Genomic DNA, 17,957 nt, shown 5'->3' with positions numbered 1-17,957 from the left:
ACGCCCTTTGTAGTGAAAGTAAAACTATGCCACTAATTGTTTTAAAATACGGCGAACTGGCTCTGCCGCACCCCATAATAATTGGTCGCCTACAGTAAAGGCTGCTAAATATTCAGGTCCCATAGCCAATTTACGTAAACGCCCCACTGGCACGCTTAATGTACCAGTTACTTTCGCTGGCGTTAATTCACGCAATGTGGTTTCTTTGTCGTTTGGAATCACTTTAACCCATTCGTTGTGAGCCGCTAAAATTTGTTCGATTTCTTCTAATGGTAAGTCTTTTTTCAGTTTGATGGTGAACGCTTGGCTGTGGCAACGTAATGCACCGATACGCACACATAAACCATCAACAGGAATTGGATTGTCGCTTAAACCTAAGATTTTATTGGTTTCTGCATAGCCTTTCCATTCTTCTTTAGTTTGCCCTGTTTCAGGAAGAAGTTTGTCAATCCAAGGAATTAAGCTACCGCCTAATGCTGCACCAAAATTATCCGTTGGGAAGTTATCAGAACGCATTTCTGCAGTCACTTTACGTTCAATATCTAAAATAGAAGAAGCTGGGTCTTTTAATTCACTAGAAACCGCTTGTTCTAATAAACCCATTTGTGAAAGTAATTCACGCATATTTTTTGCGCCTGCACCCGAAGCCGCTTGATAAGTTGCGACAGATACCCATTCCACTAAATCTTTCTCAAACAAACCACCGATAGCCATCAACATTAAGCTTACCGTACAGTTACCGCCTACAAAAGTTTTAATGCCTTTTTTCAAGCCTTCAGAAATCACGTGTTGGTTTACTGGATCAAGAACAATAATTGCATCATCTTTCATACGTAATGCGGAAGCAGCATCAACCCAATAACCGTCCCAACCTGTTGCTTTTAATTTTGGATAGACTTCATTGGTATAGTCGCCACCTTGGCAAGTCACGATAATGTCTAATTTTTTAAGTTCATCAATGTCGAATGCATTTTTAAGCTTACCCGCTTCTTTACCTGCAAATACAGGGGCTTTTTGACCTGCTTGTGAAGTTGTAAAAAATACAGGATTAAGATTTTCAAAATCATTTTCCTGCGACATACGATCCATTAATACGGAACCGACCATTCCGCGCCAACCGATAAAGCCTACATTTTTCATTGTTGTTTCCTTAGTTTGTTGTGTTTGAATAGAATTACTAATTACAAGATAGCGTTAGCAAAATCAAGTATTTTTAATGAAAATTGATCTGTTGTGAAAGAAATTAAATAAAAAATAAAAAAGTGTGGTTAATTTAAAAGAAAATTTAATTTAATCACTCTTTTTCTAGTTATCTACTTCCACACTCATTACACCTTCTTCCGCTTTCAACAACGCATACGCATCTTTCAACATTGTGGAATCAATGGAAAAACAACAGATTTGTAACCGCACTTCACCACTACTTTGATCTTTCACTTGTATATGTTCAATACGATACTGATTGTTTACTAACAATTGAGTGACTTTTCCAATACTTTCCGCACCATTGACAAGAATATTGAATTTTGTCCGACGACGTTGCGATTTACGATGTACCCAACGTTGTACCAACGGACTTAATCGAATAGACACCAAAATCATCACAGTTGCAATGACCGCATCGAATACGAAACCTGCTCCAGCAGCAATACCGATCCCCGCAGAAGCCCAAATAATCGCCGCAGTGGTTAAACCTGAAATCGCATCATTTTTCTTATGCAAAATCACACCAGCACCTAAAAAACCGATTCCACTAATCACTTGAGCCGCAAGACGCATCGGATCCGTACGAATATTGTCTGAAACTTGTGCATAATGCTCTGCGGCTTGAATCGAAACAATGGTTAGCACACAAGTGGTGACGGCAATAATAGCGCAGGTTTTTACACCCACAGGTTTACGTTTAAGTTCACGCTCTAAGCCAATAATACTACCAAGCACCATCGCCAATAGCATTTTGCTAAAAATAATTAAGTGATCAGGATCGAAAAGTGCGGTTAAAAGTAAGGATGAATTTTCCATAATGATAAAAATGATTCCGACATAACCATCTATTCTACATCACTTAGCTTAAAATCTTTACTCTTCCAAGCCTTTAATTTATCGCCTTTCTTGCGAAAATTGAGTAAAATCTTGTGCTTGAAATTTTATAGAGCGAAAAAACGGTTATTTTTATGCAAAATTCAACTCCAAGCATTGGCTTTGTAAGCCTTGGTTGCCCCAAAAACTTAGTAGATTCTGAACGAATCTTAACGGAACTACGCACCGATGGTTACAACATTGTGCCAAGCTATGAAAATGTTGATTTAGTGATTGTGAATACTTGTGGATTTATTGACAGCGCGGTGCAGGAATCCCTCGAAGCGATTGGCGAAGCATTAGAAGAAAATGGGCGCGTCATTGTAACTGGCTGTTTGGGGGCAAAAGAAGACCAAATTCGTGAAGTGCATCCTAAAGTTTTGGAAGTTAGCGGCCCACATAGTTATGAAACAGTGATGGCTCAAGTTCACAAATACGTGTCAAAGCCGACACATAACCCTTACACCAGCTTAGTACCAAAACAAGGCGTAAAACTGACACCAAAACATTATGCCTATTTGAAAATCTCTGAAGGCTGTGATCACCGTTGTACGTTCTGCATTATTCCATCTATGCGTGGCGATTTGGAAAGCCGCTCTATTACGCAAGTTTTGGACGAAGCAAAACGTTTAGCCGAAGCAGGCGTAAAAGAATTACTTGTGGTATCACAAGACACTTCCGCTTATTCCATGGATTTAAAACGCCAAGAGGGCGGTGTAAAAACGGCTTTCTGGAATGGCATGCCAATTAAAAATGATTTAATGACCCTTTGTAAACAGCTTGGCAAACTTGGCATTTGGGTTCGCTTACATTATGTGTATCCCTATCCGCATGTGGATGATTTAATTCCATTAATGGCAGACGGCACGCTCTTGCCGTATTTAGACATTCCATTACAACACGCCAGCCCGAAAATCTTAAAAGCAATGAAAAGACCGGGCAGTATTGACCGCACTTTAGAACGCATTAAACAATGGCGTGAAATTTGCCCTGATTTAACATTACGCTCCACTTTCATTGTAGGTTTCCCAGGAGAAACAGAAGAAGATTTCCAATTATTGCTCGATTTCTTAAAAGAAGCCCAGCTTGATCGCGTAGGCTGTTTCAAATTCAGCCCCGTTGAAGGCGCACCTGCAACAGATATGGCTGACCAAGTGCCAGAAGATGTGAAAGAAGAACGTTTCCATCGTTTCATGCAATTACAACAGGAAATTTCTGCAAACCGTTTAAAACAAAAAATCAGTAAAACTCTTGATGTATTAGTGGATGAAATTGACGAAGAAGGCATTATTGGCCGCTCCAAAGCAGATGCCCCTGAAGTGGATGGTTTAGTTTATGTAGATAATTTAAGCGGAATCAATGTCAAAGTGGGCGACGTGATTAAAGTAACCATCACAAATTCTGATGAATATGATTTGTGGGGAAGTTGTTAAATAACAACAATCTCAAGGAAATAAACAAAAAATCCATCTTCGTATTGAAGATGGATTTTTTATTAGCCAAACACTTTTTCCAAATGTGCTTGGTAGTCTGATAAATATTGTTCTACTTGTGGATTTTTAACCACATCGTTACATAAGAATGTCGGCAGACGGGTCAAGCCGATGAACTCATTGAGTTTGTGGAAATGCATATACAACACATCCACACCTTTGCCTTCAAAGAAATCGCCTTCGCGAGTAAAGGCTTCAATCGGTGCATTCCAAGTAAGTGAAAGCATATGTTTTTTGCCTTGCAACAAGCCGCCTGTGCCATAGCCCTCGGTTGGATTAACGCTGTGTCTGCCATCACTGTGATATAACTTGCCGTGTCCGCTGGTTAATACTTCGTCTATGTATTTTTTCACTGTCCAAGGTTCGTGCATCCACCAGCTCGGCATTTGCCAAATCACGGCATCCATCCACAAGAATTTTTCGATTTCTGCTTCAACATCATAGCCAGCATCGATCACAGTTTCTTTTACATTGTGTCCAAGTGCGGTCAAAACTTCTTTCGCTTTTTTATGAAGCGTGTGGTTCAACTCGCCGTGAGAATGTCCAAACGCTTTACCACCGTCTAATAATAAAATATTCATCTTTTTGCTCCTAAAGCAATAATCCAAAGAGAGCTTTATTATGCTGTTTTACTTTATACTTAAAAAGTGCAAAAATAAAAAAACTCTTTTGCGTTAAACAGAATAATAAAATGAAAACAACTTCTGAAGAATTAACCGTATTTGTACAAGTAGTCGAAAATGGTAGTTTCAGCCGTGCGGCCAAACAGCTAGCGATGGCAAATTCTGCTGTAAGCCGTGTGGTGAAAAGGTTAGAAGAAAAATTAGGCGTTAACCTAATCAACCGCACCACGCGACAGCTAAGACTAACAGAAGAAGGTTCACAATATTTTCGCCGAGTGCAGAAAATTCTGCAAGAAATGGCTGCAGCAGAAGCTGAAATGTTGGCTGTGCACGAAGTACCACAAGGCGTACTACGCGTAGATTCCGCCATGCCGATGGTGTTACATCTGCTAGTGCCATTAGCAGCGAAATTCAACGAACGTTATCCGCATATCCAACTTTCGCTAGTTTCTTCCGAAGGCTATATCAATCTGATTGAACGCAAAGTCGATATTGCTTTACGAGCTGGAGAATTGAATGATTCTGGGTTGCGTGCTCGTCATCTGTTTGATAGCCAATTCCGATTAGTTGCCAGTCCAGAATACTTGGCAAAACACGGTACACCACAATCAACTGAAGATCTTGCCAACCATCAATGTTTAGGCTTCACTGAACCTAGTTCTCTAAATACATGGGCGGTTCTAGATGCTCAAGGAAATCCCTATAAAATCTCACCGCACTTTACCGCCAGCAGCGGTGAAATCTTACGGTCATTGTGCCTTTCAGGTTGTGGTATCGCTTGCTTATCAGATTTTTTGGTAGACAATGACATCGCTGAAGGAAAATTAATTCCCCTATTTTCTAATCACATCACCGATGAAACACTCCCTTTCAACGCTGTTTATTACAGTGATAAAGCTGTCAATCTTCGCCTACGTGTGTTTTTAGACTTTTTAGCAGAAAAGCTGAGGGGATAATTAAAATTCATAAGCATCAAATTTTAAAGTCCATTTGTAAAAATACTTTAAAACTTAGCCGCACTTTCTCCCCATTATTTTTTCATTTAAAGCCATTTTCTAGTCTCCTTTCAAAATCGCCCTCAATCTATCAAGTTGATTTTGTGTTTTTTCTTGTTTTTGCTCGGTGGTTAGTTTTGGTTTATCGCGTTCCCATAACACATCGTCATTGGGTAATTCAGCTAAAAATCTGCTGGGTTCTGGACGAATTAATTCTCCATATTGACGGCGTTCTCGACACAAAGAAAAAGTGAGTTCTTTTTGTGCTCTTGTGATGCCAACATAAGCCAAGCGGCGTTCTTCTTCCACGTTGTCTTCATCAATGCTAGTTTGGTGGGGCAAAATGCCCTCTTCCATACCGATCAAATAAACATAAGGGAATTCCAATCCCTTAGAGGCGTGCAATGTCATCAGTTGAACTTGATCGCTCTCATCATCGTCTTCGCCTCGCTCCAACATATCTCGTAATGTTAGGCGGGTTACTACTTGATTAAGGTTCATTGGTTCATTGGTTTCATCGCCTTTTAACATATCCGCAACCCAATCAAATAGCGTGGCAACATTCTTACTTTGCATTTCTGCCGCTTTAGGGCTTGTTGCGTATTCGTACAAATATTCTTCATAATGAATCGTGGATAACATAGAACGTACCGCTCGCTCTGGTTCAGAACGTTGAATTTCATCATTAAGTTCTACAATCCAACGGCCAAATTTTTGCAATGAATCATAGGCTTTTGGCGTGATGCGTTGAATAAGCGCAAACTCAAAAATAGCCTCAAACAAACTGATGTGTTTTTCTTGAGCCAACTCACCAAGTTTTTGTAACGTGGCGGTGCCAATTTCACGTTTCGGTGTATTCACAATACGCAGGAATGCGGCGTCATCATCTTGATTCACCACCAAGCGTAAATATGCCATCATATCTTTGATTTCTGCACGGGAGAAAAAAGAAGTACCACCCGAAATTTTGTAAGGAATACGGTTTTGCATCAGTACTTTTTCGAGTAATCGGGATTGATGATTGCCTCGATATAAAATCGCATAATCTTTATATTTAGTTTTACGGCTAAAACGATGGGCGATCAACTCGGCAACAATCCGCTCTGCTTCGTGTTCTTCATTTTTTGCTTCGATAATAAGCAATTTTTCCCCTTCGCCAATGGTTGAAAAGAGTTTCTTATCAAACACGTGGTCATTGTTATCAATCAAAATATTGGCACAATGCAAAATACGTTGGGTTGAACGATAATTTTGCTCTAGCTTAATCACGTTCAAACGAGGGAAATCATCGCGTAAACGCACCATATTTTCTGGTCGTGCGCCACGCCACGAATAAATAGATTGGTCATCATCGCCCACCACAGTAAAACAAGCACGATCCCCCACTAAAAGTTTAATCAGTTCATATTGGCTGGTGTTGGTATCTTGATATTCATCCACCAACAAATAACGAATTTTTGCCTGCCATTTTGACCGCACTTCTTCATTTTGCTTGAACAACAATGTCGGCAACATAATTAAATCATCAAAATCAAGAGCATTGTAAGCTCGAATTTGTGTGGCGTAACGCTCATAACATTTTGCAAAAGTTTGATATTTTGCACCACGCGCCAACGCAAATGCCTGTTTTGGCGAAATCAAATCATTCTTCCAGTTAGAAATCACTGAAATTAACTCGCGTAATAAATCCTTATCTTCTTTTAACACATCAGCGGTTAGCTCTTTTAACAACGCAAATTGATCGTGCTCGTCAAACAAAGTCATATTTGATTTAAAGCCCAACGCTTTATATTCACGCTTAATAATGTCAAAACCGAGCGTATGAAAAGTGGATACAAGCAAGCCTTTGGATTGTTCTTTGCCAATGGAATGTGCTACACGCTCTTTCATCTCGCGTGCGGCTTTGTTGGTAAAAGTCACTGCGGCAATTTGTTTCGGAGAATAACCGCACTTTTCAATTAAATGGGCAATTTTATTAATGATTACGCGAGTTTTGCCAGAGCCTGCGCCAGCAAGCACAAGACAAGGGCCTGTCACATATTCAACGGCTTGTTGTTGTTGAGGATTAAGTTTCATAAGAATTATTGAGCCCACGCATAGGGCAGTAATACGGTGTCTAATAAAAATGAGAGGGGCAAATCTAAGATTGGCAATCCCCATTGTTGAGCCATTTCAAGATCATAAGCCGCCCCTGCATAGGCGGTATATTTTTCTGTTGGATCGATAAGTTTAACCACGGAACCACAACCAGACAAAACGATAAGTGCGGTTAAAAAAATAAAGGTTTTTATCATCGTGCTTTTAACGCATTGAATACTGGCACAGGAACTAGCTCAGCGACATCGCCGCCATGTAAATAAATTTCACGTACAATGGTGGAAGAAACAAACGCCCATTTTTCTACTGGTGGGAAAAACAGACTATCTGTGCCTTTTGTGAGTAAACGATTCAGTGCCGCCAATTGAAGTTCATATTCAAAATCGGTTGTCGTGCGTACGCCGCGAATAATGGCAGAAATATTGTGCTGTTTAATCACATTGGCTAACAAATCAGAAAAGCCAAACACCTCAACATTGGATAAATGCGCAACAGATTGACGCACAAGCTCTACACGTTCCTCCAAAGAAAATAGTGTTTTTTTGCTTGGACTATTTGCCACCGCCACTAAAACACGAGGAAAAATCACCGCACTTCTTTCAATTATATCTAAATGACCGTTTGTAATCGGGTCAAAAGTGCCAGGATAAATCACGCTCGTCATACATTACGCTCCAAATAAGGTTTTAATAAATCTAACAAACGCTGTAATGCCCCTCGGTTTTCCATCAGCACTTCATAGCCTGCATTGCCTAAACGTTCGCTAGCCTCTTTTGAATTTAATAAGGCTTCTACCGCGCGTTCTAAGGAATCTGCGGTTGAATTAACTTCCAACACACCTTGCACTTCCACCAGCATTCGAAATATCTCGGGGAAATTGAAAGTATGCTTGCCAGTAATCACTGGCATTTTAAATGCAAGAGGTTCTAAAGGATTATGCCCCCCATGTTTCACAAGGCTTCCCCCCACAAAAGCAATATCAGAAACGCCATACATCAACATAAGTTCGCCCATACTATCGCCCAAAATTACTTGGGTATTTTCATTTGGTAACTCATTTGTAGAACGGCGAATAAATTGGAATTTTTCCTTTTTGAGTAAATCAGCCACCATATTAAAACGCTCTGGATGGCGAGGAACGAGCAATAACAATAAATTTGGGTATTTTGCTAACAAAGCGCGGTGAGATTTTAAAATGATTTCATCTTCTCCGTTATGCGTACTGGCTGCAATCCAAATTGGACGATTTTTTACCCAAAGAGATCGTAAATCATCAATCTTTTCACGTAATTCATCAGTGATCGAGAGATCATATTTAATATTGCCCGTGATATTCAATTTTTCCTTTGGATAGCCCAAAGTGGCATAGCGTTTTCCGCTAATATGATCCTGTGCTGCAATCAAACTAATTTGCGACCACATTGTTTGTAAGCGCGCTTTTATTTTTCCGTAACGATGTGCAGAACGTGCGGATAAACGAGCATTAGCGATGACAAATGGGATATTGCGTAAAAATAATTGATGAATAAGATTAGGCCAAAGTTCTGTTTCCATCACGATACATAATTTAGGTTGTACAAAATTAATAAAACGATGGATCGAAAAAGGCAAATCAAAGGGGAGATAATAATGAAAAACGCTGTTTCCAAAAGTGGCTTTTACGCGTTCTGAACCTGTGGGAGTAAAAGTTGTAAAAGTAATGGATAAATGCGGATAATCTTGTTGTAATTGGCGAACTAGCGGTGTCGCAGCAATCACTTCTCCTACGGAGGCTGCGTGGATAAAGATCCCTTGTGGTGGTGGGCAAGACGCATTGCCATAAAAACCATAACGTTCAGCCAAACGCTGACGATAACGTGGAGATTTAACACTGAGCAAGCCAATAAAACACAATATCAACGGCTGGCAAATTAAAAGCAAGCTGGTATAAAAAAAACGCCACATAAATGAAATTCGGTTATACTTGAAAAAATTTCGGCTAGTATAGCAAAAAAAGGATTGAAAATATGCCTACAATTAGCGTTGCAATGATTGTAAAAAATGAAGCACAAGACCTCGCCAATTGCTTAGACACTGTAAAAGATTGGGTGGATGAAATTATTATTCTAGATTCTGGCAGTACAGATAACACCAAAGAAATTGCACTCAGTTATGGGGCGAAATTCTATGAAAATAGAGACTGGCAAGGGTTTGGAAGACAACGCCAATTAGCCCAACAATATGTAACCAGTGATTATGTACTTTGGTTAGATGCAGACGAACGCGTTACCCCCAAGCTACAACAGGCTATTTTAAGTGCGGTCAAAAATAATCGAGAAAATACCGTTTATGAAATTCCACGAGTCAGTGAAGTATTTGGACGTGAAATTCGCCATTCAGGCTGGTATCCCGATTATGTGGTTCGCCTCTATCGCACAAACTATGCGCAATATAACGACTCACTTGTACATGAAAAAGTGGAATTTCCAGCTGGCACAAAAGTAGAAAAATTAACAGGGGATTTAGAGCATTTCACTTATAAAAGCATCCATCATTATCTAGTGAAATCCGCAGGTTATGCAAAAGCATGGGCAGACCAACGCCAAGCTAAAGGAAAAAAAGCCACACTTTGGCAAGGAATTACCCACGCGCTCGGTTGTTTTGTGAAAATGTATTTGTTAAAAGCAGGTTTTTTAGATGGTAAACAAGGATTTTTATTAGCGGTGTTATCAGCGCATTCAACCTTTGTAAAATACGCCGATTTATGGGAGCGAGATCAGCATAAACACTAGCGAGTTTTGCAAGGACAATCATTTAAATGATCGTCCACTAATCCCATAGACTGCATAAACGCATAACACGTGGTTTCGCCAACAAAGACGAAACCACGTTTTTTTAAGGCTTTAGAAAGTGCTTTAGATGCTTCTGTTTTAGCTGGTACAGTTCGTAAATCAGGCACATCATTAACAATCGGTTTATGATTGACAAATGACCAAATAAAATCACTGAAATTTTCACCGCACTTTTCCATCTCTAAATAAGCTTTCGCATTTTTGACAATGGCTTCTAACTTGGCTCGATGGCGAATTAATCCTGCATTTTTCATACAATCATCAATATCAAGTGCGGTCATTGTTGCGATTTTTTTCGGATCAAATTGATGAAAGGCTACACGGTAAGATTCACGTTTTTTCAAAACCGTAATCCACGAAAGCCCTGCTTGCTGCCCTTCCAAACAAATTTTTTCAAATAGCTTTTGGCTGTCGAATTCAGGCTTTCCCCATTCCTTATCATGATAATCAATATAAATAGGTTGTTCGCCAACCCAAGGGCATCGAGTAATCATAACATCGCCTTTTTAAGCTGTTCATAAACCGCGACAAAATTTGGCATTACGCCTCGCCATAAATGGAAAGAATGTGCAGCTTGTGCGACCAGCATTCCAAAGCCATCACTAACATTGGTTAAACCCAAACTTTTGCATAATGCGATAAATGGTGTATCTGCACCTTTGGCATATTGCATATCGTAAAAAGCTGAACCCAATTTTAAAATTTCAGCATCAACTGGGGCAATTCCACCACTTAATCCGGCGGAAGTTGCATTAATCACTACATCATAAGTTTGTAGTGGAATAGAATCCATTGAGGCTGCTTGAATATTGCCGTAAGGCTGAAATCTTTCAGCTAATTCTTTGGCTTTGGAAAAAGTGCGGTTGGCAAGCACAATATTTTGTTGAGCTTGCAAAAGTGGCAATAATACGCCTTTTGTCGCTCCGCCTGCTCCTAGAATTAATATGCGTTGATTTGGATGAAGCCAATTTAAACGTTGTAAATCCGTCGCTAAGCCAATCCCATCAGTGTTATCCGCATAAAGTTTTCCATCATCGAGTTTTTTGAGCGTATTACAGGATTCCGCCAATTTGGCTCGTTGGCTATATTCGTCTGCCAGTTGATAGGCACGTTCTTTAAAAGGCGAAGTAATATTGCAACCTTTCGCACCCTCCTCAAAAAATGCCAAAAGCTGTTGTTCAAAAGAATCAAGATTGCCTAATTTTGCGATGTATTCCATAGTTTGATGGGTTTGCGCTGCTAACTTATTTTGAATCAACGGCGATTTACTTTGCACAATCGGGTTGCCCCACACGGCATAAAGATCCATAAATTATCCCTGTCTAAAAAGTTGATTTGTACGTAAGTCTCGAATTTCAGATGGATTGCGTGCATCTCCCACAGTTTCATCTAATACTGGAAAATCTGCACCGAATTGTAACCGCACTTCATCGGCGATGCGACAAGGTGGCTCTCCTGTCAGATTTGCGCTCGTTGAAGTTAATGCAAACCCCACGAGTTCACACAAGGCTTTCACAGACGAGTGATCGCACAAACGTACTGCGATGCTATCAAATTTGCCTGTGAGAAAATGCGAGGTTGTCGATTTAGCTGGCACAATCCAAGTCGTTGGACGTTCATATTTACCTTGCAGGCGAGAAAGCTGCTCATCGTTAATCAGCTCAAAATCAACAAAAGGACGGAAAAAATCCAAGCTAGGTGCCACTAAAATCAGCCCTTTTTCCACTGGGCGTTGCTTTAAATCAAGTAATTTTTTTACCGCACTTTCACTTTGCGGATTACAGCCCAAGCCAAACACAGCTTCAGTGGGATAAGCGACCACTTGATTTTGTCGAAGTGCCTCGGCGATTTGTTCTCTATTCATTTCACTCTTTTACTTTTATTGCTCAAAAATATGACGGCAAGTTTTATTTGCACACTGGAAAATTTGTTTTTCCCCATCTTCACTTTTTAACAAAGAAAGTGGGAAATGGCAGGTTGGGCAAGGCACGATGTAAGGTTTGGCAGGCAAAGAAAATTTACATTTAGGGAAATTATCACAGCCGTAAAAAATTTTTCCTTGGCGACCCCGACGAGAAATCAAATGCCCCGTTTTACATTCAGGACAAGCAATTTTTTCCTCAGTCTCAGATTCTTCTCGCACCACAAAATCGCATTCAGGATAATGGCTACAACCAATAAACATCCCAAAACTGCCTTGTTTCAACTGCAATAAATTACCGCACTTCGGGCAAATTTCATCAAGTGTTTTTAATACTTTATGCTCCGATCGTTGCAAAGGACGCAAATAATCACATTCAGGATAAGCAGAGCAACCTAAAAATAGCCCTTTTTTGCCTTGTTTAATTTGCAAAGGTGCGCCACATTGAGGGCAATATTCCTGTTGTTTGCTATGATGAAAAAGGCTTTGATTCATAATCTATCCTTATGCTTGAAGCATTTCTTCCAATTCTTCCTGTGCGGTCATCCATTCCATTTCTACATCATCCAATGCTTTCTTCACATCCACTTGTTGAGCCAAAAGTGCGGTCAATTTTTCTTTATTTTCGGCATTATATAATTCGGCATCTGCCAGTTGATTTTCTATGTTCGCAAGCTCAGAAGAAAATTTATTCATTTTTTCTTCTAATTGCGTGATTTTTTTACGTAATGGTGCAGTTTGTTGGCGTAACTCTGCTTCACGGCGTTTTTGTTCCTTACGATTTTGAACCGAATTTTCATTATCGCCCACTTTTTCTGAAACTTTATTTTCAGACGTACTGTTTTGTTCATTCAGCCATTTTTGATAGTCTTCTAAATCGCCTTTAAATTCTTCCACTTTTTTATCGTGAACTAAATAAAATTCTTCCACGGTATTGCGTAATAAATGACGATCGTGCGACACCACCACCAAAGAACCTTCGTAATCCACCAGCGCTTCCGTTAATGCCTGACGCATATCCAAATCCAAATGGTTAGTCGGTTCATCAAGTAATAGCAAATTCGGTCGTTGCCAAACAATCAAAGCCAACACCAAGCGGGCTTTTTCTCCACCAGAAAAGGATTTCACTGCTTGATTTACTTTATCGCCGTGGAACGCAAAACTGCCCAAATAATCCCTAACTTGTTGCTCCGTTTGCTCTGGTGCGAGTTTTTGCATATGCCACAGGGCGGATTCGTCTGCGCGTAAAGTATCTAATTGATGCTGAGCAAAATAGCCAAGCTGCACGCCTTTTGACAACTGCACGGTGCCTGAAAGTGCGGTCAGTTCTCCCGCTAATAATTTAATTAAGGTTGATTTTCCCGCACCATTTTTACCGAGCAAACCAATCCGCGAACCTGGCACCAAATTCAGTTTAATTTTACTTAAAATTTCTACCGCACTTTCTCCAATGCCGTAACCTGCACTCGCTTGCTCAATCATTACTAAGGGATTTGGCAAGGATTGTGGTGGACGAAATTCAAAGGTAAAAGGGTTATCCACATAAGCAGGCGCAATCAGCTCCATTCTTTCCAATGCTTTCATACGGCTTTGTGCCTGTTTGGCTTTGGTGGCTTTGGCTTTAAAGCGATCAATATATTTTTGTAAATGGGAAATCTTTTGTTGTTGCTGACGATACATCGCTGTTTGTTGTGCCAGTTTAGTCGCTCGTTGCACTTCAAAGGAAGAATAATCGCCCGTGTATTCGTTGAGCTTCTGATTTTCGATATGGAGGATTTTTGTCACAATCGGATCGAGAAAATCACGGTCGTGAGAAATTAATACCAAAGTGCCTTGATATTGCACTAGCCAACGCTCCAACCAAATAACCGCATCCAAATCCAAATGGTTGGTCGGTTCATCAAGTAACAATAAATCTGATGGACAAAGCAGAGCTTGTGCCAAATTCAAACGCATCCGCCAACCGCCCGAAAAGGCTTTCACTGGCTGAGTTGTTTCTTCTTGACTAAATCCTAAACCATTCAATAACGAAGCGGCACGAGATTGAATTGTCCACGCATCCAACATTTCTAATTGCCCATGAATACGCGCAATGGCGTTACCGTCATTGCGTTCATTTGCTTGTTCAAGCTCTTGTTGCAAACGGCAATATTCACGATCCCCTTGAATCACATAATCAATCGCAGAAATATCCAATGCAGGTGTTTCTTGATTTACCCAAGATACTCGCCAATTTGATGGGTAATTTACCTCGCCCCCCTCTGGCGTTAATTCTTTTTTTAATAAGGCAAAAAGCGAAGATTTTCCACAACCATTCTTCCCCACCAAACCGACTTTTTGCTTGGGATTAATCGTAGCAGACGCATTTTCGAGAAGTTCCGTTTGCCCTCGTTTTAAGGATAAGTTACTAAATATAATCATTTTTCTACATAGGTCTTAATTTGAGGCTATTTTGCAATATTATTTACAATATACAAAATTTGTTTTTATTTATGCTTGAATTAATTGAGGGGATTGTATTGGAATACGTGTTATCCGTATTGTGCATAATGAAAAAGTGCGGTAAAAATTTACCGCACTTTTGATTTTAGACAGGTTTAAAATTCAAACTGAACTGACATTTTATAATTTCTACCTGGGGCGTAGAAACGGTTAATGCCTAATCCTGTTGATTGATCTATAACATTACTTGTTCCAAATGAACGAATTGAACGCGCAGAATCCCAAGTGATGTATTTACGGTTTGTAAGATTATATACGCCAGCTCTTATGGTTAAGTTTTTAATTGGTTGCACATATCCAATTAAATCTAGAATAGTATAAGATTTACTGCGCCATTTTATGCTAGTGTCGGTTTGGTTTTTATCTTTCGCATAAATATCATAAGTATCTTCTGGATTTTTAGTGGCTACGTGGGTAGTGTAGAAATTAAATCCAAATTTTTGGCTTGGGTGGTCATAGCCTAAGCCATACACCATCGTTTTAGGCTGAATTGCATTCATAGGAATATTGCCATCCATTCTTCCTTTTTGATAGGTATATTTATAGCTTAGGTTAAATCCATCCATAAATTTTGCCATTTTACCAAGGAATACTTTTGAATTAATTTCTATTCCTTTTACTACCGCACTATCTCTATTAATATTTTGATAAAGAGAAAATGATAATGAGCGACCTCCACCACTACCGCCTACTGCAAAATCTTTTTCTCCTTTAAATATTAGGTCGATAAAGTTTTTATAGTTGGTTTTAAATAGACTTGTGGAGATAAAACCCCAATCATCATTATGTAATGTAAAAGCAATTTCTTTTGTTTTTGCTATCTCTGGTTTTAGATTAGTATTTGGCAAAATAGTGAAATCAGGATGTTTAAAGGTAAAATACATTTCATCTGAAGTTGGTGCTCTAAAACCTTTTGAATATTTTAGTTGTAAACGAAGAAAACTCGTTGGATCAATCGTTGAAGCAAAACTGTAAGAATGTGCTTTATATTTTTTGTTTTGTTTAGCGATATAGTCAATATTTTGTTGTACGTTTTCTTTTACTTTATCACTACTTGAATTCTCTGGTAATGGAATAAATAATCCTTTCACAATATCATCAGGTAATTTCGGTGTAACGCCGTGTTTATATTTTGGTTGATAATGGATATTGTCATAACGATAACCCAAATCAAAAGATAAATAATCAGTTATAACAACATTATCAAAGAGATAGACTGATTTTCCTGTTGTTTTAATGGGTAATAAGTAAGAAAATTCAGGATCAACTCGAGGGCAAAGGTTAGCATTATAAGAATATGCACAAGTTGCAGTCTCTCCAAGTGTAGGCGTTGCCCACCACTGAACATCAGTGGCATCATTACCAGCACGATTAACCATTCGCTTCATCGTTGTATTATATGAGCTACCATATTGTAGATTATGTTCAACACGCCAAGTTTTGAAGTCTTTGGTTAAATCTAAATTTAATTGCTGGGTGTTGGTGTCTAAATCTCGCTCTTGCCAGAGGCGGTCTAAATAACCCGGTGAATAAGGAAAAATAGACTGTATTGGATTATAATAACTACCCTTATCCTTTATTGTAGCGAATGTTTTGCCATTTATTTCTTTTTTTTCAAGTTCAACTTCTTCCCATGTTCCTTCATGGCCATAAGGTCTTTTACCTTTAAAAACTTTGATTTTATTTTTACAATCAAATATTGAACAATCATACCAAGTCTCAGAGGATCTCTTTCGGGTTAGTTTACCTACTATTTCTTGATTATTAGTATCAATAAATGTATCGAAGTCATAGGTTTTTTCAGCTCCGTTAGCTCCCGCACTTTTTTCTTTAAATTTAAGTTCTGAACCATCTCGACGTGTTATTTTCCCATTTGTTAATTTTAGTCCCGCAGGATTTGCAGTTCCCTCACAATATCTTACACCTGCATCACAATACTCATCTGTGCGTGCACGAGTTTTAATACGTTGATCAGAATAAGTGAGTTTTAATGTATCCCAAAATGGAGTTTGAGAGAAATTTTCATAACTAAATGAAATATTACGTCTCTTTGTTTTATCATTGGTGTGTCTAGAATCAACTTCAGGTTCTTCATGACCACTACGTTGATATTTTAATGTATAGGATAAATCTTGCCCACGAGAACGATGTTCATATAAATCTGCTGCAAGGGTAAAACGATGATTTTCAGTAGGATTGAAAGATAATTTTAATAATGTACTGTCTTGCTCAATTTTGTATGGGTCTGCTTTTTCTCTTTTTTTACCTTGAGTAAGGCTATCTGCATTTTTGTAATCATAGTTTTCAAGTTCGTGTCCATTTCTGCTTGTTGTAACCACTAAGGCATCAAACTTTTTATAACGTCCTGCAAGAGTCAGCGTATTGAATGATTGATTATTTTCTGTAGCGTATCCCTTTTTGTAGCTTACATAGTAATCCTTGTTAAGGAGATAATCTCTCGCATCTTTTGTTTTATAAATTACAGATCCACCTAAGGAACCACTACCACTTTTGATTGAATTTGCCCCTTTTGTAATATTTACTTCTTTTAAAGTTTCAATTTCTGCACCATTACGCGTATTATTGAAGTTACCATAACCCTCAAAAAGCTCTTTAAAGCCTTGAGAAGATAGGGTTTCAGCTTGACGTAATCCATCAATATTAATCGCTACACGGTTTTCATCTACACCACGAATGGCAAAACCGCTTTGCCCAAAACGCCCAGCTTCAACAACAGTAACGCCCGTCTCATATTTAACGATGTCTTTAATATTGTTTGCTTGTTCTCTTTCCAGCGTTTTAGCCGTTTTTACCGTTTCAGCAATTTTTGGCGGGGTTTTCGTATCAGTATTTTCGGTAGAACCAGATACATTAATTTGCTCTAGTTGTTCAGAAACATTACTATTTTGGTTGGTTGGTTGGTTGGTTGGTTGGTTGGTTGGTTGGTTGGTTGGTTGGTTGGTTGGTTGGTTGGTTGGTTGGTTGGTTGGTTGGTTGGTTGGTTGGTTGGTTGGTTGAGCTGCATAAGCAACACCTGCCGTTAGCCCAAGCATAACGGAATAGGCAAGCACGTTTAATCTAAAATTGGTCATATTTAATCCCATAAAAAAATAATAATAATTCTCAAATATATTATAGGAGAAAGTATTTTCTCACAATACTAAAAGTGTATTTTTGATCAAAATCAAGAAGTAAAAATTATTCTCATTATTTTCTGTATTTAAAGGTGCTTGTTTCCTATAATGCGAGCCGTTGATTGTTGATATTAGTAATTGTAGGGTGGGCTTCAGCCCACCAACAAACAATCGTGAGATATTTTGGTGGGCTTCAGTAGTTGTAGGGTGGGCTTCAGCCCACCATCAAACAATCGTAAGATATTTTGGTGGGCTGAAGCCCACCCTACGTTAAGTACGCAT

General features: G+C 39.0%; 16 protein-coding genes. 3 read left to right on the top strand and 13 right to left on the bottom strand.

Annotated elements, in window-relative coordinates:
• Positions 1 to 24: 24 nt before the first annotated feature.
• Both asd and ACPT8Q_RS01665 read right to left on the bottom strand, forming a co-directional pair.
• Positions 25 to 1,140 carry an aspartate-semialdehyde dehydrogenase gene (asd, locus tag ACPT8Q_RS01670; protein WP_012055145.1) on the bottom strand — a complete coding sequence of 372 codons (1,116 nt, stop codon included), beginning with the start codon at positions 1,138 to 1,140 and terminating at the stop codon, positions 25 to 27.
• 165 nt (positions 1,141 to 1,305) lie between these two features.
• Positions 1,306 to 2,022 (bottom strand): MgtC/SapB family protein, encoded by a 717-nt coding sequence (locus tag ACPT8Q_RS01665; protein ID WP_005650876.1) that lies wholly within the window; start codon positions 2,020 to 2,022, stop codon positions 1,306 to 1,308.
• Positions 2,023 to 2,174: 152 nt separating this feature from the next.
• On the opposite strand from ACPT8Q_RS01665, the gene rimO reads away from it, so the two are divergent.
• On the top strand, positions 2,175 to 3,512 hold the full coding sequence (gene rimO / locus ACPT8Q_RS01660; protein ID WP_050949060.1) for a 30S ribosomal protein S12 methylthiotransferase RimO: 1,338 nt from the start codon (positions 2,175 to 2,177) through the stop codon (positions 3,510 to 3,512).
• Between the two features lie 62 nt (positions 3,513 to 3,574).
• On the opposite strand, the gene ACPT8Q_RS01655 is transcribed toward rimO, so the two are convergent.
• Complete coding sequence (locus tag ACPT8Q_RS01655; protein WP_050949059.1) at positions 3,575 to 4,153, bottom strand: NAD(P)H-dependent oxidoreductase; 579 nt, start codon at positions 4,151 to 4,153, stop codon at positions 3,575 to 3,577.
• 110 nt (positions 4,154 to 4,263) lie between these two features.
• On the opposite strand from ACPT8Q_RS01655, the gene yafC reads away from it, so the two are divergent.
• Positions 4,264 to 5,151, top strand: a complete 888-nt coding sequence (gene yafC, locus ACPT8Q_RS01650; protein ID WP_038439516.1) for a DNA-binding transcriptional regulator YafC — start codon at positions 4,264 to 4,266, stop codon at positions 5,149 to 5,151.
• 99 nt (positions 5,152 to 5,250) lie between these two features.
• Here the strand turns inward: yafC and rep are convergent, their stop codons facing one another.
• Genes rep through waaA form a run of 4 tightly spaced genes read right to left on the bottom strand, consistent with a single transcriptional unit; the run spans position 5,251 to position 9,231 of the window.
• A complete protein-coding gene (gene rep, locus ACPT8Q_RS01645; protein ID WP_050949058.1) occupies positions 5,251 to 7,266 on the bottom strand; it encodes a DNA helicase Rep in 2,016 nt (671 codons plus the stop codon).
• A gap of 5 nt (positions 7,267 to 7,271) precedes the next feature.
• Entirely contained in the window at positions 7,272 to 7,484 is a 213-nt protein-coding gene (locus ACPT8Q_RS01640) for a YceK/YidQ family lipoprotein (protein WP_005629976.1), read from the bottom strand.
• Positions 7,481 to 7,951 (bottom strand): pantetheine-phosphate adenylyltransferase, encoded by a 471-nt coding sequence (gene coaD / locus ACPT8Q_RS01635; protein ID WP_050949057.1) that lies wholly within the window; start codon positions 7,949 to 7,951, stop codon positions 7,481 to 7,483. Before coaD ends, ACPT8Q_RS01640 begins: the two co-directional genes overlap by 4 nt.
• Positions 7,948 to 9,231, bottom strand: a complete 1,284-nt coding sequence (waaA, locus tag ACPT8Q_RS01630; protein ID WP_050949056.1) for a lipid IV(A) 3-deoxy-D-manno-octulosonic acid transferase — start codon at positions 9,229 to 9,231, stop codon at positions 7,948 to 7,950. Before waaA ends, coaD begins: the two co-directional genes overlap by 4 nt.
• A 62-nt stretch (positions 9,232 to 9,293) precedes the next feature.
• On the opposite strand from waaA, the gene ACPT8Q_RS01625 reads away from it, so the two are divergent.
• The gene (locus tag ACPT8Q_RS01625) at positions 9,294 to 10,058 is read left to right on the top strand and encodes a glycosyltransferase family 2 protein (RefSeq protein WP_050949055.1); all 765 of its coding nucleotides are present in this window, start codon (positions 9,294 to 9,296) and stop codon (positions 10,056 to 10,058) included.
• Here the strand turns inward: ACPT8Q_RS01625 and ACPT8Q_RS01620 are convergent.
• From ACPT8Q_RS01620 to ACPT8Q_RS01595, 6 genes are all read right to left on the bottom strand, one after another.
• A complete protein-coding gene (locus ACPT8Q_RS01620; RefSeq protein WP_050949054.1) occupies positions 10,055 to 10,612 on the bottom strand; it encodes a DNA-3-methyladenine glycosylase I in 558 nt (185 codons plus the stop codon). The two genes, ACPT8Q_RS01625 and ACPT8Q_RS01620, sit on opposite strands and share 4 nt — an antisense overlap.
• Positions 10,609 to 11,427 (bottom strand): shikimate dehydrogenase, encoded by an 819-nt coding sequence (aroE, locus tag ACPT8Q_RS01615; RefSeq protein WP_050949053.1) that lies wholly within the window; start codon positions 11,425 to 11,427, stop codon positions 10,609 to 10,611. Before aroE ends, ACPT8Q_RS01620 begins: the two co-directional genes overlap by 4 nt.
• 3 nt (positions 11,428 to 11,430) lie before the next feature.
• Complete coding sequence (locus ACPT8Q_RS01610; protein WP_050949052.1) at positions 11,431 to 11,982, bottom strand: Sua5/YciO/YrdC/YwlC family protein; 552 nt, start codon at positions 11,980 to 11,982, stop codon at positions 11,431 to 11,433.
• 15 nt (positions 11,983 to 11,997) lie between these two features.
• Positions 11,998 to 12,534, bottom strand: coding sequence for a DNA topoisomerase family protein (locus tag ACPT8Q_RS01605; protein ID WP_050949051.1), 537 nt, complete (start codon positions 12,532 to 12,534; stop codon positions 11,998 to 12,000).
• Positions 12,535 to 12,543: 9 nt separating this feature from the next.
• Positions 12,544 to 14,460 (bottom strand): ABC transporter ATP-binding protein, encoded by a 1,917-nt coding sequence (locus tag ACPT8Q_RS01600; protein WP_050949050.1) that lies wholly within the window; start codon positions 14,458 to 14,460, stop codon positions 12,544 to 12,546.
• 176 nt (positions 14,461 to 14,636) lie between these two features.
• Complete coding sequence (locus tag ACPT8Q_RS01595) at positions 14,637 to 17,633, bottom strand: TonB-dependent hemoglobin/transferrin/lactoferrin family receptor (protein WP_425627537.1); 2,997 nt, start codon at positions 17,631 to 17,633, stop codon at positions 14,637 to 14,639.
• Positions 17,634 to 17,957 lie beyond the last annotated feature (324 nt).

It is taken from the genome of Haemophilus sp. HN_Hi10, from assembly GCF_049821985.1.
Lineage (GTDB): Bacteria > Pseudomonadota > Gammaproteobacteria > Enterobacterales > Pasteurellaceae > Haemophilus > Haemophilus influenzae_D.
Note: the sequence above shows the minus strand (reverse complement) of the source record. Positions and strands in the feature narration are given on the sequence as shown.

What these genes read in the sequence shown, in the direction of transcription:
- asd (WP_012055145.1), bottom strand. Translation starts at nt 1,140, where the DNA reads ATGAAAAATGTAGGCTTTATCGGTTGGCGCGGAATGGTCGGTTCCGTA.
- ACPT8Q_RS01665 (WP_005650876.1), bottom strand. Translation starts at nt 2,022, where the DNA reads ATGGAAAATTCATCCTTACTTTTAACCGCACTTTTCGATCCTGATCAC.
- rimO (WP_050949060.1), top strand. Translation starts at nt 2,175, where the DNA reads ATGCAAAATTCAACTCCAAGCATTGGCTTTGTAAGCCTTGGTTGCCCC.
- ACPT8Q_RS01655 (WP_050949059.1), bottom strand. Translation starts at nt 4,153, where the DNA reads ATGAATATTTTATTATTAGACGGTGGTAAAGCGTTTGGACATTCTCAC.
- yafC (WP_038439516.1), top strand. Translation starts at nt 4,264, where the DNA reads ATGAAAACAACTTCTGAAGAATTAACCGTATTTGTACAAGTAGTCGAA.
- rep (WP_050949058.1), bottom strand. Translation starts at nt 7,266, where the DNA reads ATGAAACTTAATCCTCAACAACAACAAGCCGTTGAATATGTGACAGGC.
- ACPT8Q_RS01640 (WP_005629976.1), bottom strand. Translation starts at nt 7,484, where the DNA reads ATGATAAAAACCTTTATTTTTTTAACCGCACTTATCGTTTTGTCTGGT.
- coaD (WP_050949057.1), bottom strand. Translation starts at nt 7,951, where the DNA reads ATGACGAGCGTGATTTATCCTGGCACTTTTGACCCGATTACAAACGGT.
- waaA (WP_050949056.1), bottom strand. Translation starts at nt 9,231, where the DNA reads ATGTGGCGTTTTTTTTATACCAGCTTGCTTTTAATTTGCCAGCCGTTG.
- ACPT8Q_RS01625 (WP_050949055.1), top strand. Translation starts at nt 9,294, where the DNA reads ATGCCTACAATTAGCGTTGCAATGATTGTAAAAAATGAAGCACAAGAC.
- ACPT8Q_RS01620 (WP_050949054.1), bottom strand. Translation starts at nt 10,612, where the DNA reads ATGATTACTCGATGCCCTTGGGTTGGCGAACAACCTATTTATATTGAT.
- aroE (WP_050949053.1), bottom strand. Translation starts at nt 11,427, where the DNA reads ATGGATCTTTATGCCGTGTGGGGCAACCCGATTGTGCAAAGTAAATCG.
- ACPT8Q_RS01610 (WP_050949052.1), bottom strand. Translation starts at nt 11,982, where the DNA reads ATGAATAGAGAACAAATCGCCGAGGCACTTCGACAAAATCAAGTGGTC.
- ACPT8Q_RS01605 (WP_050949051.1), bottom strand. Translation starts at nt 12,534, where the DNA reads ATGAATCAAAGCCTTTTTCATCATAGCAAACAACAGGAATATTGCCCT.
- ACPT8Q_RS01600 (WP_050949050.1), bottom strand. Translation starts at nt 14,460, where the DNA reads ATGATTATATTTAGTAACTTATCCTTAAAACGAGGGCAAACGGAACTT.
- ACPT8Q_RS01595 (WP_425627537.1), bottom strand. Translation starts at nt 17,633, where the DNA reads ATGACCAATTTTAGATTAAACGTGCTTGCCTATTCCGTTATGCTTGGG.